The organism is Pseudomonas lini, from assembly GCF_001042905.1.
Lineage (GTDB): Bacteria > Pseudomonadota > Gammaproteobacteria > Pseudomonadales > Pseudomonadaceae > Aquipseudomonas > Aquipseudomonas lini.
The window spans coordinates 158,210-171,953 of the sequence record NZ_JYLB01000002.1 but is presented as its reverse complement, the minus strand read 5'-3'; the positions used below and the strand labels follow the sequence as shown (position 1 = coordinate 171,953).

Sequence of the window (13,744 nt, the reverse complement as noted above, 5' to 3'; positions counted from 1 at the left end):
GCGTCATCCACGGAACAGAGGCAAGCGAGCATGCGCCAACACTCAATCATTCACACACCCAAACAAAGCGACTACGAAGAACTCACCCGTGTGTGGGAAGCCTCGGTACGCGCCACGCATGACTTTCTGCCCGACAGCTACATCGACCTGCTGAGGAACCTGGTGCTGACCCGCTACCTCGACGCGGTGATGCTGATCTGCACCAAAGACTCGCGCCAACGCATCACCGGGTTCGCCGGCGTGGCGGCGGGCAAGATCGAAATGCTCTTCATCGACCCGGCGCATCGCGGCAAGGGCCTGGGCAAGCAATTGCTGCGCTATGCCATGGAACACCTGAACGCCGATGAGCTGGACGTCAATGAGCAGAACCCGCAGGCCTTGGGGTTTTACTTCAAACAGGGCTTTGAGGTGATTGGCCGCTCCGAGCACGACGGTATGGGTCAACCCTATCCGTTGCTGCACATGCGTTTGCGTCAAAACCAGCAAAGTTCACAGCATGGCTGACACAACACGGAACAAATGTGGGAGCGGGCTTGCTCGCGAAAGCGGTGTGTCAGTCAACATTGATGTCAGCTGACAAATTGCATTCGCGAGCAAGCCCGCTCCCACAAAAAAGCCACACGGCGCAAATGGATTCGCGATTAACCGGCGCCAGGCAGGTACAATGCCCACCCCTTTTTTGTTACGGCCCTGTCATGACTGACCCGATTCGTCTCTCCAAACGCCTCATCGAACTCGTCGGCTGTTCCCGTCGGGAGGCTGAGCTGTTCATCGAGGGCGGCTGGGTCACCGTGGACGGCGAAGTCATCGACGAGCCGCAGTTCAAGGTCGACAACCAAAAAGTCGAGCTCGACCCAGAAGCCAAGGCCACTGCGCCGGAGCCGGTGACCATTCTGTTCAACGTCCCTGCGGGCATGGACGCGGACACAGCCATGGCGACCATCAGCGCCGAGACCCTGAGCGAAGAACACCGCTACGGCAAACGCCCGCTCAAGGGCCACTTCCTGCGCCTGACCGCCAGCACCGACCTGCAGGCCAATGCCAGCGGTCTGCTGGTGTTCACCCAGGACTGGAAGATCCTGCGCAAACTCACCGCAGACTCCGCCAAGATCGAGCAAGAGTATGTGGTGGAAGTTGAAGGCGACATGGTGGCTCACGGCCTCAACCGCCTGAACCACGGCTTGACCTACAAGGGCAAGGAACTGCCGCCGGTCAAAGCCAGCTGGCAGAACGAAAACCGCCTGCGTTTTGCGATGAAAAACCCACAACCGGGCGTGATCGCCCTGTTTTGCCAGGCCGTGGGCCTGAAGGTCGTCGCCATCCGCCGCATCCGCATCGGCGGCGTGTCCATCGGCAAAGTGCCGTTGGGGCAATGGCGCTACCTGTCCGGCAAAGAGAAGTTCTAAGACTTTTCACGCCGCCATACATTTCGGCGCCGCTGTTTATGCGGCGCCCACTGCTGAATATCAGGATTGCACACCATGATTCATAACGACGTACTGCGCAGCGTGCGCTACATGCTCGACATCAGCGACAAGAAAGTCATCGAGATCATCAAGCTCGGCGGCATGGACGTGTCCCTGGAAGACTTGCTGACCTACCTCGACAAGAAAGAGGAAGACGAGGAAGGCTTCGTACGTTGCCCGGACGAGGTCATGGCGCATTTCCTCGATGGCCTGGTGATCTTCAAGCGCGGCAAGGACGAAAGCCGTCCGCCGCAGCCGATCGAAGTGCCGGTGACCAACAACATCATCCTGAAGAAGCTGCGTGTGGCCTTCGAACTGAAGGAAGACGACATGCACGCCATCCTCAAGGCCGCCGAGTTCCCGGTGTCCAAGCCTGAGCTGAGCGCGCTGTTCCGCAAGTTCGGTCACACCAACTACCGCACCTGCGGCGACCAACTGCTGCGCAACTTCCTCAAGGGCCTGACCCTGCGCGTTCGCCCGCAGTAAGTCGCCCACGAACGCCGCGGTCCCTGTAGGAGCGAGGCTTGCCCGCGAAGGCGGTCTTCAAAACGCCTTCGCCAGCAAGCTGTGCTCCTACGGGGACGGTGGCAGTTCAAGCCTGTATAGACCCTCATTCCTCGCAAAAATAGTGGCTCCGCTTCTGGCGGCTGACGACTAGGGTGTATTGACCCTCAGCTCTCAGGATTCGCCATGCATCCCTACTTTTCCCTGCAAGGCCGCACCGCTCTGGTGACCGGCGGCACCCGCGGTATCGGCAAAATGATCGCCAAGGCTTATGTCGAGGCTGGCGCCACTGTGTACGTGTGTGCCCGCGATGCCGACGCCTGTCAGCAAACGGCTGATGAATTGAGCGCATTCGGTCATTGCCACGCAGTGGCGGCCAACCTGGCCACTGAAGAAGGTGTGCTGCAACTGGCCACGCGGTTGGGCGAACAGATCAGCCATCTGGATATTCTAGTGAACAACGCCGGCACCACCTGGGGCGCGCCGCTGGAGAGTTACCCGGTCAAGGGCTGGGAAAAGGTCATGCAGCTCAACGTGACCTCGGTGTTCAACTGCATCCAGCAATTTTTGCCGCTGCTGCGCAAGGCCGGTTCGGCGGCGAATCCGGCGCGGATCATCAACATTGGTTCGGTGGCCGGGATTTCGTCCTTTGGCGAACAGGCGTATGCCTACGGCCCGAGCAAGGCTGCCCTGCATCAACTGTCGCGGATTCTGGCGCGGGAGTTGGTGAGCCAGCACATCAACGTCAACGTGATTGCACCGGGGCGTTTTCCGAGCAAGATGACTCAGCATATTGGGAATGATGAGCAGGCGCTGGCCGAGGACACGGCGTTGATTCCGATGAAGCGCTGGGGACGGGAGGAAGAGATGGCTGCCTTGGCGATCAGTCTGGCGAGTACGGCCGGGGCGTATATGACTGGGAATATTATTCCTTTGGATGGCGGATTCAGTCTCTGAGATTGGTGGTGCGGCCATCGCGGGCAAGCCACGCTCCCACAGGTTTTATGCCGTACACAACATCTGTGTTCGCTCGAGAACCCTGTGGGAGCGTGGCTTGCCCGCGATGAGGCCGGCTCTGCCACCACCAGACTTGAGGCCTGCCGGGTTATCATGCCCGCCTCAACTCCGCCTCGACCCCAAACCATGACCTACAGCGTTTCCCCCATCGGCTTCGTGCGCTCCTGTTTCAAGGAGAAGTTCGCCATTCCGCGCCAGCCGCAACTGGCCCCGGCCGCTCGAGGCGTGCTGGAGCTGGTGGCGCCGTTCGATCAGGGTGATGCGGTGCAGGGACTGGAGCAGGTCAGCCATGTCTGGCTGTTGTTCCTGTTCCATCAGGCCCTGGAAGAAAAGCCACGCCTGAAAGTCCGCCCTCCGCGCCTGGGTGGCAACAAATCCATGGGCGTATTTGCCACTCGGGCGACGCACCGGCCCAATGGTATCGGTCAATCGGTGGTCAAACTGGATAAGGTCGAAGCCAATCGACTGTGGATCTCCGGCATCGACCTACTCGACGGCACGCCGATTCTCGACATCAAACCTTACGTGCCCTACGCCGACATTATCGACACGGCGTCCAACAGCATCGCCAGCGCCCCGCCATCGCTGATTCCCGTGCAGTGGACAGACTCAGCGCTGCAACAGGCTCATGGCCACGCTCAGCGGCTTGATGAGCCCTTGGTCGAACTGATCGAGCAATGCCTGGCACAAGACCCACGCCCGGCGTACCAGATTCCTGCACCGGAAAGGGAATACGGCGCGCAGTTCTGGGATGTGGATGTGCGCTGGCATTACCCCACGCCTGACCTAATCCGCGTCCTCGAAGTCATTCCCGTGCGTCGGGCATAAAAAAGCCCCCATTGCCTGCACAGGCAATGGGGGCTGATCGTTCCCACGCTCCGCGTGGGAATGCATCCAGTGACGCTCTGCGTCACCCAAACAACGTCTTACTTCTCGACGAACGCACGCTCGATCAGGTAATCACCCGGCTCGCGCATCCGCGGCGAAACTTTCAGGCCGAAGCTGTTCAACACTTCGCTGGTCTCGTCGAGCATGCTCGGGCTGCCGCACAGCATGGCACGGTCGTCCTGCGGGTTGATCGGTGGCAGACCGATGTCGCTGAACAGCTTGCCGCTGCGCATCAGGTCGGTCAGGCGGCCTTCGTTTTCGAACGGTTCGCGGGTCACGGTCGGGTAGTAGATCAACTTGTCACGCAGCGACTCGCCGAAGAACTCGTTCTGCGGCAAGTGCTCGGTGATGAACTCGCGGTAAGCGACTTCATTGACGTAACGCACGCCGTGGCACAGGATCACTTTTTCGAAACGCTCGTAGGTTTCCGGGTCCTGGATGACGCTCATGAATGGCGCCAGACCGGTACCGGTGCTGAGCAGGTACAAATGTTTGCCAGGCTTCAAGTCATCCAGCACCAGCGTGCCGGTAGGCTTTTTGCTGATGATGATCTCGTCGCCTTCCTTCAGATGCTGCAGCTGGGAAGTCAGAGGGCCATCAGGCACCTTGATGCTGAAGAACTCGAGATGCTCTTCCCAGTTCGGGCTGGCAATCGAGTAAGCACGCATAAGCGGGCGGCCGTTGGGCTGTTGCAGGCCGATCATCACGAACTGACCGTTCTCGAAGCGCAGGCCCGGATCGCGGGTGCACTTGAAGCTGAACAGAGTGTCGTTCCAGTGGTGAACACTGAGGACACGCTCGTGGTTCATGTTGCTCATGTACGTGGGACTCCTGGAGATTTGCCTGCGCCGATGATGTGCGCAATTGCAGCGCATTCTAATGGCAGCGACAATATCTGTTAACTGGATTATTAAGATAAGGGTTATCGGTTATATCGATATGCGATTTACTCTCCGTCAACTTCAAGTATTCGTCGCCGTCGCCCAGCAGGAAAGCGTATCCCGTGCTGCCCTGACGCTCAACCTCTCGCAATCGGCGGCGAGCACCTCGATCACCGAGCTAGAGCGTCAGTGCAGCTGTCAGCTGTTCGATCGCGCCGGCAAACGGCTGAGCCTCAATGCCCTCGGCAAACAGCTGTTGCCGCAAGCGGTGGCCCTGCTCGACCAGGCCAAGGAGATCGAAGACTTGCTCAATGGCAAGTCCGGTTTCGGCTCTTTGGCGGTCGGCGCGACCCTGACCATCGGCAATTACCTCGCCACCCTGCTGATCGGCAGCTTCATGCAGCGCCATCCGGAAAGCCAGGTGAAGCTGCATGTGCAGAACACTGCCAACATCGTGCAACAGGTCGCGCACTATGAAATTGATCTGGGTCTGATCGAAGGCGACTGCAGCCACCCGGACATCGAAGTGCAGAGTTGGGTCGAAGATGAGCTGGTGGTGTTCTGTGCGCCTCAGCATCCGCTGGCCAAACGTGGCATCGCGACCATGGAGGAGCTGAGTCATGAGGCGTGGATTCTCCGCGAACAAGGCTCTGGCACACGGCTGACGTTCGACCAGGCCATGCGACACCATCGCAGTGCGCTGAACATTCGCCTGGAGCTGGAACACACCGAAGCGATCAAGCGCGCGGTGGAATCAGGTTTGGGGATTGGGTGCATTTCGCGCTTGGCGCTGCGCGATGCGTTCCGCCGCGGCAGTCTGGTACCCGTGGAAACACCGGATCTGGACCTGGCGCGGCAGTTCTATTTCATCTGGCACAAGCAGAAATATCAGACCTCGGCGATGCGCGAATTCCTCGAACTGTGCCGCGCGTTCACCGCTGGGGTTCAGCGCAGCGACGAGATCGTCCTGCCCACCATCGCTTAAAGCAGAATCACCGCCCACACCAGCGCGATCATGCTCAACGCCACGAATTGAGCGGCGCTGCCCATGTCCTTGGCATTCTTGGACAGTGGGTGCAATTCAAGGGAAATGCGGTCGATGGCCGCTTCCACCGCCGAATTGAGCAACTCGACGATCAACGCCAACAGGCAAACCGCAATCAGCAGTGCCTGCTCGACGCGGCTGACGTTCAGGAAGAACGACAGCGGAATCAGAATGGCGTTGAGCAACACCAGTTGCCGGAAGGCCGCTTCGCCGGTGAAGGCCGCGCGCAAGCCGTCCAGGGAGTAGCCGGAGGCGTTGAGGATGCGTTTGAGGCCGGTCTGGCCTTTGAAAGGTGACATAAAGTAGGCAACTGACCAAAAAGGAGTGGGAAAACTAGTTGAAGCAAAGTCAAAAAAGCGTGAACACGTAGCCCCTTAGTTGCTCGAAATTGACTCAAGTTGTTGCAAGAGCAGCGCTGCCTGAGTCCGGGTCCGCACATTCAGCTTACGGAAAATGGCCGTGACGTGGGCCTTGATCGTCGCTTCGGAAACACTCAACTCGTAAGCAATCTGCTTGTTCAGCAAACCTTCACAGACCATGGTCAACACCCGGAACTGCTGGGGTGTCAGACTGGCAAGGCCTTCGCTGGCAGCCTTGGCTTCGGCGGAAACGCTGACCGCTTCAAAGGCCTGGGGCGGCCAGAAAACGTCGCCATCCAGCACCGCGCGTACGGCTTTCTGAATGACGCTCAAATCACTGGACTTGGGAATGAAACCGCTGGCGCCGAATTCACGGGATTTCACCATGATCGACGCTTCTTCCTGAGCCGACACCATCACCACCGGAATCTGCGGGTACTGCCCACGCAACAACACCAACCCGGAAAAACCGTAAGCCCCCGGCATGTTCAGGTCCAGCAATACCAGATCCCAATCGGCCTTTTCGTCCAGACGGGTTTCCAGCTCGGCAATGCTTGCCACTTCCACCAGACGGACATCCGGGCCCAGGCCCAGGGTCAACGCTTGATGCAGGGCGCTACGAAAAAGAGGGTGGTCATCGGCAATCAGGATTTCGTATGTGGCCATTTTTCAAATGATCCTGTTTTTTTATGGGACGCCTGATGCATTTCAGGCCTCGCCAGAACAACTCGAGGTGCAGCCACGCAGCAGCACCAACAGGGCACGTTCAACGCCAATTACGTAAAAAAGCAGCGTTTCAAACTTTGGCCGCGCCCTAATCGGCGCCAAGCATGCCCAGCGAAGCCGGGGTGGTCAAGTTGCGTGGCCCCGCCAGCGAGCCTGGTTCTTTGCAGTATGGGTGATGCTCAGCAGATGACGGGCGCCGCGTGCTGTACAAAGGGCATCAGCTCGGCGTGAGCCGGTGTTGCAACATTCATATCCAGCTGATGTTTAGCGTCCAGGTAATGCTGGCTGAACACATCAAAATAAGCGTCCAGCGCCGAGGCAGCGTCTGTATCACCGGCAAGATCGAGGCACAGCGCCGCCACTTCGGCCGTGCACAGGTGCTCGCTGCGAGTGGACCTGCGCAATCGGTACCGTGAAAGCTTCTCAGGAAGCAGGCTCAGAATCGGCAACGCATCAAAATAGGGGCTTTTACGGAAAATCTTCCGGGCTTCGGTCCAGGTGGCGTCCAGCAGAATGAACAGTGGGCGCTTGGTGCTATCGACCTCGACGCTGTGGGTCACTCGCTCGGGCTCGACGTATTCGCCCGGAAACACCAGATAGGGTTGCCATTGTGGGTCGGCCAACAGCGCCAGCAGTTGTTCATCGACTTCCGTGCGCGACCAGATGAATGCATGGTTGTCGCGCACCACATCGGCAATCAGCCAACCGGTGTTACTTGGTTTGAACACTTCTTTGTTGGTCATGATCAGGCACACGCCGCTACGGGCGTCGACTTGCGGGCGCCAGGCGCATAGGCAGTGGCTCTCGATCACACGGCAGGCACGGCAACGGGTTGCTCGCCAGCCACGGGCCTGAATCGGCTTGATGCCCTCTTCTTCTCGCTGATCGCGCAAGCGGGCTACCGCGTTGGGAGCGTGGTTCATCGTGGGCAACACCGGCAGACAGGAAAACTCGACACAAACGGCACTCGGCAAGGCAATAAAGGCCAGCAGTTTACCAGAGCGGCCGGCGCAAGCCTGTACCGTCCAGGCGCGCTCCCCTATAATTCGCCGCCACTGAACGCACAGTCACGTGGCTGGTCGAACCACCAGTCACTGAACCAGGAGAGTTTCATGCTGCGCCTTATCGTTCCCACCGCTGCCGTTTTGCTGGCGTCGTCCTTCAGTGCTCAGGCTGCGTCCTTGAGTGAGCAGAATCTGAACAGAGAGCTGCGAAACGTCGCCGTACAAAGCAGTGTCGGCACGCCACGGGCGATCAACGAAGACATTCAGGATCAGGGTTATACCGTCGAAGGTAATCAACTGATCAACCACCTGAGTGTTCAGAGCAGCCACGCCGACAAGATGCGCGCCGATCCGAAAGCCGTGTACTTCCAGCTGGGTGCCTCCGTCTGCAGAAACGAGGGGTTCCGCAAGCTGATGGCCAAGGGCGCGATCATGCGTTACGACTTCACCGAAGTGAAATCCAATCGCCCGGTCGGCTCCGCAAGCTTCCAGGAATCGGATTGCCCGAAAGCCACACCGGCCAAGAAAAAGTAATCAACGGGATTTGGCGCGCCGCTGTTCATCCTCGGCGCGCAGTTCTGCCAACAGCGCCTGCAAGTAGCGCGAACGTCGCTCCCCGCCCTCCAGACGCCGGCAGCACTCCTCTTCGAGACTCAAATGATTAGTCTCGGCTGATAATTTCAGCAATCGATACAGTTGCGCATCGATCTCCAGAGTGACTCTGGTCATGGTTTCCCGCCTCCCTGCACGCATTGATCGTCGTTGATCACGCGAAAAATCCCTGAATTGCTTGAACGTTGCGTCCTGCCATTGACGCAAAGTTGTCGTGTCACGCCTGTAACTTAGTAAATCAGAGCGCAGGACATACGGCTTGCGTTCAGACGAGCGGTGAAAGCACCTTGCAAATGGTCAATAAGCGGTTGCCAGGAAAGACTTTGCGGCGCAATGATCAGGCAGCGCAAATCGTTGCGAGGGTCTAAATTCATAGTGTTCACGTTGTTTTTTTCAGGGCAGAAAAGGGGCTGCCCATTGCGTGCCTTATTGTGCGAACGTTTCTTTCATTCAAGGATAAGCAGAGCCCGTATGGATGGCTCGATTGCAAACGAGTCAGGTGGAGCGCCCAGGCATGGGCTTGGGCAGACAGCGACACAAGGGGTGTCGCGGCGCCGACATTGTTTTGTCGGGCCAAGGGTTCTGTGCAGAAGGAGAAGTTGAATGCCTTACCAACCGAATGACCTCCTGAGCCGTCATTTTCAAGAAAGCGGCCACGACCTCACCAGCAAGGTCGAAGAACAACTCAACCTGGTTTCACCCAACAGCCCCAACATCCCGATTTACCGCGACATGATCCTGACTGTGCTGCGCATGGCCCAGGAAGATCACAACCGCTGGAATGCCAAGATCACCCTGCAAGCCCTGCGCGAACTCGAACATGCCTTCCGTGTGCTGGAGCAATTCAAGGGACGACGCAAAGTCACTGTTTTCGGCTCGGCCCGCACGCCGATAGAACACCCACTGTATGGTTTGGCCCGAGAGCTTGGCGCCGCTTTGGCGCGCTCGGACATGATGGTCATCACCGGTGCCGGCGGTGGCATCATGGCGGCGGCCCATGAAGGTGCCGGTCTGGAACACAGTCTGGGATTCAATATCACCCTGCCCTTCGAGCAGCATGCCAATCCCACGGTCAATGGCACCGGAAACCTGCTGCCCTTCCACTTTTTCTTTACCCGCAAGCTGTTCTTCGTCAAGGAAGCCGATGCGCTGGTCCTGTGCCCGGGCGGTTTCGGTACGCTGGATGAAGCGCTGGAAGTGCTGACCCTGATTCAGACAGGCAAAAGCCCATTGGTGCCTGTGGTGCTACTGGATGCGCCGGGCGGCAAGTTCTGGCAAGGCGCGCTGGACTTCATTCACCATCAACTGGAGGAAAATCGCTACATCCTGCCGACCGACATGAAGCTGTTGAGTCTGGTCTACAGTGCCGAAGAGGCAGTGGAGCAGATCAATCAGTTCTACAGCAACTTCCACTCCAGCCGCTGGCTCAAGCATCAGTTCGTGATTCGCATGAACCACAAACTCAGCGATCGGGCACTCGAACACATGCAGGAGGCATTCGCCGACCTGTGCCTGAGCGACCATTTCCATCAGCACGCCTACAGCGGTGAGGAGCACGACGAAGCACAGTTCAGCCATCTGGCGCGACTGGCCTTCACCTTCAACGCCCGTGATCATGGCCGTCTGCGGGAGCTAGTGGATTACATCAATCTGCCGGAAAACTGGGCCCAGTCCAAACCCCAGGCGCAACAACGCACACGGGAACCGTCCAAGGTAACGTGAGGCAAAAAAAAACGGCCCGCTATCGAAATAGCGAGCCGTTCATTCAATCGTCCATCCCTCGGCCGCTGAACAAGCGGCTGATCATTTCCATGGAATACCCCCGATAACTCAGGAACCTGCCCTGTTTGGCACGCTCCCGGGCATCTATCGGTAGGTGCCCAGCAAATTTGCGCCGCCAGGTGTCTTCCAATTGTTCCTGCCAGTTGATACCGCTCTCGCGTAACGCCAGTTCGATGTCGGTACGTTGCAGGCCGCGCTGGCTCAACTCTTCGCGAATTCGCAAAGGGCCATAACCGGAACGGGCACGGTAGGAAACGAAGCTCTCGAGGTAACGGGATTCGGACAACAGGCCCTCTTCCGTCAAGCGGTCGAGTGCTGTGTCGATCATTTCAGGGAGGGCGCCGCGCTGACGCAGTTTACGCGTCAGCTCGACTCGACCGTGCTCGCGTCGCGCGAGCAGGTCCATTGCGGTTCGCCGCACCGCGACGAGTGTATCGAGTACGGCGGTCATCGGATCAATCAGATATCAGCGTCAGCCAGGTCATCAGCCGTCTCTTTGACTGGCGATGCTTTGACGTCCGGCGCTGGAGTCAACAGCTTGTCGCGCAGTTGCTTCTCAAGTTTCGCGGCGATCTCCGGGTTGTCCGCCAGGAACTTGGCCGAGTTGGCCTTGCCCTGACCGATCTTGGTGCCTTCGTAGGCATACCATGCACCGGATTTCTCGACGAAGCCGTGCAGAACACCCAGGTCGATCATCTCACCGTTGAGGTAGATGCCCTTGCCGTAAAGAATCTGGAACTCGGCCTGACGGAACGGCGAAGCCACCTTGTTCTTCACGACTTTGACGCGGGTTTCGCTACCGACGACTTCATCACCTTCTTTCACCGCGCCAGTACGGCGGATGTCCAGACGAACCGATGCGTAGAACTTCAGCGCGTTACCACCGGTGGTGGTTTCCGGGCTGCCGAACATCACGCCGATTTTCATGCGGATCTGGTTGATGAAGATCACCAGGCAGTTGGCGTTCTTGATGTTACCGGTGATTTTACGCAGCGCCTGGGACATCAGACGGGCTTGCAGGCCCACGTGCATGTCGCCCATTTCGCCTTCGATTTCAGCCTTTGGCACCAGAGCAGCCACGGAGTCGACGATGATCACGTCTACCGCGTTGGAACGCACCAGCATGTCGGTGATTTCCAGGGCCTGCTCGCCGGTGTCCGGCTGGGAAACCAGCAGGTCGTCGACGTTGACGCCCAGTTTGCCGGCGTACTCAGGGTCGAGGGCGTGTTCGGCGTCGACGAATGCGCAGGTCGCGCCGGCTTTTTGAGCCTGGGCGATCACCGACAGTGTCAGGGTGGTTTTACCGGAGGATTCAGGACCGTAGATCTCAACGATACGGCCTTTTGGCAGACCGCCAATGCCGAGCGCGATGTCCAGACCCAAGGAGCCAGTGGAAATAGCCGGGATCGCCTGACGGTCCTGATCGCCCATACGCATTACGGCACCCTTGCCGAATTGACGTTCGATCTGACCCAGGGCCGCAGCCAAGGCTTTCTTCTTGTTGTCGTCCATTAAAGTCCTCACGTAATCAATAAGGCCTGACGGCCAACACCTGTATAAGTAGCCAGTATTATTCCACAGCGTTTCAGGATCGCCTACCCCTGATTTGAGATTTCTCCTGCGGCATGCCGCAGCAGCCCCTCTAGCGCGGCCTTCACCGTTTGTCGGCGGACCTCGTCACGGTTACCGGGAAAGTACTGCACCTCGCTGAACACCTGTTCACCGACGCCCCAGGCCAGCCACACCGTGCCCACGGGCTTGCTCGGCGAACCGCCGTCCGGTCCTGCCACACCACTAACGGCGACGGCAAAACGCGCCCGGCTTTTTTCCTGCGCGCCGCGGACCATGGCCTCGACTACCTCGCGACTGACCGCCCCGACGGTTGGAAACAACTCGGCCGGGACATCCAGTTGCTGGGTTTTCTGGCGGTTGGAGTACGTGACATAACCGGCCTCGAACCAGGCTGAACTCCCCGGAATGCGGGTGATCGCCTCGGCAATCCCGCCACCGGTACAGGATTCGGCGGTGGTGACGTGGGCATTGAGAACCTGCAAGCGTCTGCCAAGTTCAGCGGCCAGCTGAGTGATATCTTTCACGACTCTCTCCTGATCGAGCGGAATGAGGCCTACCGTACACGAGCCGATCACGCTTGCAAGGTTCAGGATCGATCAAAATGTTAGCGAGCGAGGGCTCTGACATAGGCCTGACACGCCTGCAGGGCAATCAGTCCGCTATCGCCTGCGCTGGTGATGGCGATAATTCGTTGAGCATGCGCCGGGTCAAGTCGGGCTCGCGAGGCGCCATGATCCACCCCGCCGGTGCCGGAGGCGGCTGGCACTGCACAGGCCGAGGCAGCGTCATTGGCATCGAGGAGAACTGACAAGCGCACATCAGCAGTGGCAAGACGATCGCGCAGGCGACCTTGATCACGTTCGGCATCGCTAAGCGCTCGATAATGGGTTTGTTCACTGGCCGACAGCCGCTGCTCCAGAGTCAGACGCTTGTCCTGCTCGACCTGTTGCTGGGTGGCAGCGGCCAGAGTCAGTTGATTAAGGGTCTCGGCGTGCAGCCTGGCCTGCTCGGACAGTTGCCGGCCGTAGCGCCAATCCTGAAACTGCCAGGCCAACGCCGCCGAACAACCGACCAGCACCAGCAGACCGATCTGTCGCCAGCCGATCAGACCGAAGGCTGGCATAACACCGCCCTCGCTCGAGCCCAGATTTCCAGACGATCCTGCAAGCCGTTCAGCCCGCCGTTGATACGGCGAGTGATGCTGTTGAACTGATCGCGGTCGGCCAATTCATTCAAGCCATTCTGCTCCCAGAACCATGCTGCCGATTCGGCGGCCCATTGGGGTTGTTCCAGCAGTTCAGGCAGAGACAGCAGTCGTTCATCGCCAAATAGGCCGAGGCTGCATTGACGGTAGTTGTTGCGGCCGGTGATCTGGATCAGGCCACGTCCACGGTATTTTTGACCGTCACCGTCGGGTTCTGGAGTGTTGCCCAAACGGGTGGCCAGGTTGCCGGTGTCGTATTTGCTCAGGTATTGAGTGCTGCCCAATTCACGTACGTACTGCAACTGCCCCGATTCGTGACCGACTTGCGCGAGGAAGGCGGCGATACGTTTGGGGGTGTTGATGTTGCGTTGGGTCATGGCTGTGTTTAGGGCGGAAATGAAAACGCCCGCTTGGGTGCGGGCGTTGGGCATAACGATCTTTAGTTGTTGCTGCGTAACGGTCATAGAGTACCAATCAGATAATCCGTTTAAGAAAACCGAAAACACTTTGCTCTGCTTCCTTCCTCACCAGCAGCGATTCCAGCGGGAAAGGCTCACCTCCCGATGAAACCCAGTCCAGATAATCAAGCCAGTCTCGATTACCCGAATCTTGAGGAATAAAAGCTGAGTCAGAAAGACGAAGTACGCCATTGACGGTTAGTTGATAGTTCATCGTGTTCGATTC

The 13,744-nt window shown here is 58.5% G+C and carries 19 protein-coding genes; 8 read left to right on the top strand and 11 right to left on the bottom strand.

What is annotated here, in order from left to right; translation table 11 throughout:
- The first annotated feature begins 30 nt into the window (after positions 1 to 30).
- The 5 genes from TU81_RS05155 (at position 31) to tsaA (ending at position 3,815) form a co-directional block, all read left to right on the top strand.
- Entirely contained in the window at positions 31 to 504 is a 474-nt protein-coding gene (locus TU81_RS05155; protein WP_038979195.1) for a GNAT family N-acetyltransferase, read from the top strand.
- Positions 505 to 695: 191 nt separating this feature from the next.
- Positions 696 to 1,406 (top strand): rRNA pseudouridine synthase, encoded by a 711-nt coding sequence (locus tag TU81_RS05150; protein ID WP_038979194.1) that lies wholly within the window; start codon positions 696 to 698, stop codon positions 1,404 to 1,406.
- Between the two features lie 75 nt (positions 1,407 to 1,481).
- Entirely contained in the window at positions 1,482 to 1,952 is a 471-nt protein-coding gene (locus TU81_RS05145; protein WP_038979193.1) for a YehS family protein, read from the top strand.
- Between the two features lie 204 nt (positions 1,953 to 2,156).
- Positions 2,157 to 2,927 (top strand): SDR family oxidoreductase, encoded by a 771-nt coding sequence (locus tag TU81_RS05140; RefSeq protein ID WP_048393843.1) that lies wholly within the window; start codon positions 2,157 to 2,159, stop codon positions 2,925 to 2,927.
- A gap of 186 nt (positions 2,928 to 3,113) precedes the next feature.
- On the top strand, positions 3,114 to 3,815 hold the full coding sequence (gene tsaA / locus TU81_RS05135; protein WP_038979191.1) for a tRNA (N6-threonylcarbamoyladenosine(37)-N6)-methyltransferase TrmO: 702 nt from the start codon (positions 3,114 to 3,116) through the stop codon (positions 3,813 to 3,815).
- A gap of 98 nt (positions 3,816 to 3,913) precedes the next feature.
- Here tsaA and fpr read toward each other — a convergent pair whose 3' ends face one another.
- Positions 3,914 to 4,693 carry a ferredoxin-NADP reductase gene (gene fpr / locus TU81_RS05130; protein WP_007947184.1) on the bottom strand — a complete coding sequence of 260 codons (780 nt, stop codon included), beginning with the start codon at positions 4,691 to 4,693 and terminating at the stop codon, positions 3,914 to 3,916.
- 121 nt (positions 4,694 to 4,814) lie between these two features.
- Between fpr and TU81_RS05125 the strand changes: the two genes are divergently transcribed.
- Positions 4,815 to 5,741 carry a LysR family transcriptional regulator gene (locus tag TU81_RS05125; protein ID WP_007907288.1) on the top strand — a complete coding sequence of 309 codons (927 nt, stop codon included), beginning with the start codon at positions 4,815 to 4,817 and terminating at the stop codon, positions 5,739 to 5,741.
- Here TU81_RS05125 and TU81_RS05120 read toward each other — a convergent pair.
- The 3 genes from TU81_RS05120 to TU81_RS05110 form a co-directional block, all read right to left on the bottom strand.
- Complete coding sequence (locus TU81_RS05120; RefSeq protein WP_007907286.1) at positions 5,738 to 6,100, bottom strand: diacylglycerol kinase; 363 nt, start codon at positions 6,098 to 6,100, stop codon at positions 5,738 to 5,740. The two genes, TU81_RS05125 and TU81_RS05120, sit on opposite strands and share 4 nt — an antisense overlap.
- 75 nt (positions 6,101 to 6,175) lie before the next feature.
- A complete protein-coding gene (erdR, locus tag TU81_RS05115) occupies positions 6,176 to 6,826 on the bottom strand; it encodes a response regulator transcription factor ErdR (protein ID WP_007907284.1) in 651 nt (216 codons plus the stop codon).
- A gap of 239 nt (positions 6,827 to 7,065) precedes the next feature.
- Positions 7,066 to 7,809, bottom strand: a complete 744-nt coding sequence (locus TU81_RS05110) for a tRNA-uridine aminocarboxypropyltransferase (protein WP_038979190.1) — start codon at positions 7,807 to 7,809, stop codon at positions 7,066 to 7,068.
- A 189-nt stretch (positions 7,810 to 7,998) separates the two neighbouring features.
- Here TU81_RS05110 and TU81_RS05105 point away from each other — a divergent pair, with 189 nt between their 5' ends.
- Positions 7,999 to 8,424: a PA3611 family quorum-sensing-regulated virulence factor gene (locus TU81_RS05105; RefSeq protein ID WP_048393838.1), complete on the top strand. Its 426-nt coding sequence runs from the start codon at positions 7,999 to 8,001 to the stop codon at positions 8,422 to 8,424.
- On the opposite strand, the gene TU81_RS05100 is transcribed toward TU81_RS05105, so the two are convergent.
- Positions 8,425 to 8,619: a hypothetical protein gene (locus TU81_RS05100; protein WP_048393835.1), complete on the bottom strand. Its 195-nt coding sequence runs from the start codon at positions 8,617 to 8,619 to the stop codon at positions 8,425 to 8,427. It abuts the gene before it with no gap.
- A 486-nt stretch (positions 8,620 to 9,105) separates the two neighbouring features.
- Between TU81_RS05100 and TU81_RS05095 the strand changes: the two genes are divergently transcribed.
- Positions 9,106 to 10,224 (top strand): LOG family protein, encoded by a 1,119-nt coding sequence (locus TU81_RS05095; protein WP_038979187.1) that lies wholly within the window; start codon positions 9,106 to 9,108, stop codon positions 10,222 to 10,224.
- 43 nt (positions 10,225 to 10,267) lie between these two features.
- Here TU81_RS05095 and recX read toward each other — a convergent pair whose 3' ends face one another.
- The 6 genes from recX to TU81_RS29320 all read right to left on the bottom strand — a co-directional run bounded on the left by recX (position 10,268) and on the right by TU81_RS29320 (position 13,732).
- A complete protein-coding gene (recX, locus tag TU81_RS05090) occupies positions 10,268 to 10,735 on the bottom strand; it encodes a recombination regulator RecX (RefSeq protein ID WP_048393833.1) in 468 nt (155 codons plus the stop codon).
- Between the two features lie 8 nt (positions 10,736 to 10,743).
- Complete coding sequence (gene recA / locus TU81_RS05085) at positions 10,744 to 11,796, bottom strand: recombinase RecA (protein ID WP_007907270.1); 1,053 nt, start codon at positions 11,794 to 11,796, stop codon at positions 10,744 to 10,746.
- A gap of 83 nt (positions 11,797 to 11,879) precedes the next feature.
- Complete coding sequence (locus TU81_RS05080; protein WP_007907266.1) at positions 11,880 to 12,380, bottom strand: CinA family protein; 501 nt, start codon at positions 12,378 to 12,380, stop codon at positions 11,880 to 11,882.
- An 80-nt stretch (positions 12,381 to 12,460) separates the two neighbouring features.
- Positions 12,461 to 12,979 (bottom strand): lysis system i-spanin subunit Rz, encoded by a 519-nt coding sequence (locus TU81_RS05075; protein WP_048393831.1) that lies wholly within the window; start codon positions 12,977 to 12,979, stop codon positions 12,461 to 12,463.
- Positions 12,961 to 13,524: a glycoside hydrolase family 19 protein gene (locus tag TU81_RS05070; protein WP_038979185.1), complete on the bottom strand. Its 564-nt coding sequence runs from the start codon at positions 13,522 to 13,524 to the stop codon at positions 12,961 to 12,963. Before TU81_RS05070 ends, TU81_RS05075 begins: the two co-directional genes overlap by 19 nt.
- Before the next feature lie 10 nt (positions 13,525 to 13,534).
- The gene (locus TU81_RS29320) at positions 13,535 to 13,732 is read right to left on the bottom strand and encodes a hypothetical protein (protein ID WP_080772035.1); all 198 of its coding nucleotides are present in this window, start codon (positions 13,730 to 13,732) and stop codon (positions 13,535 to 13,537) included.
- Between the last annotated feature and the right edge of the window lie 12 nt (positions 13,733 to 13,744).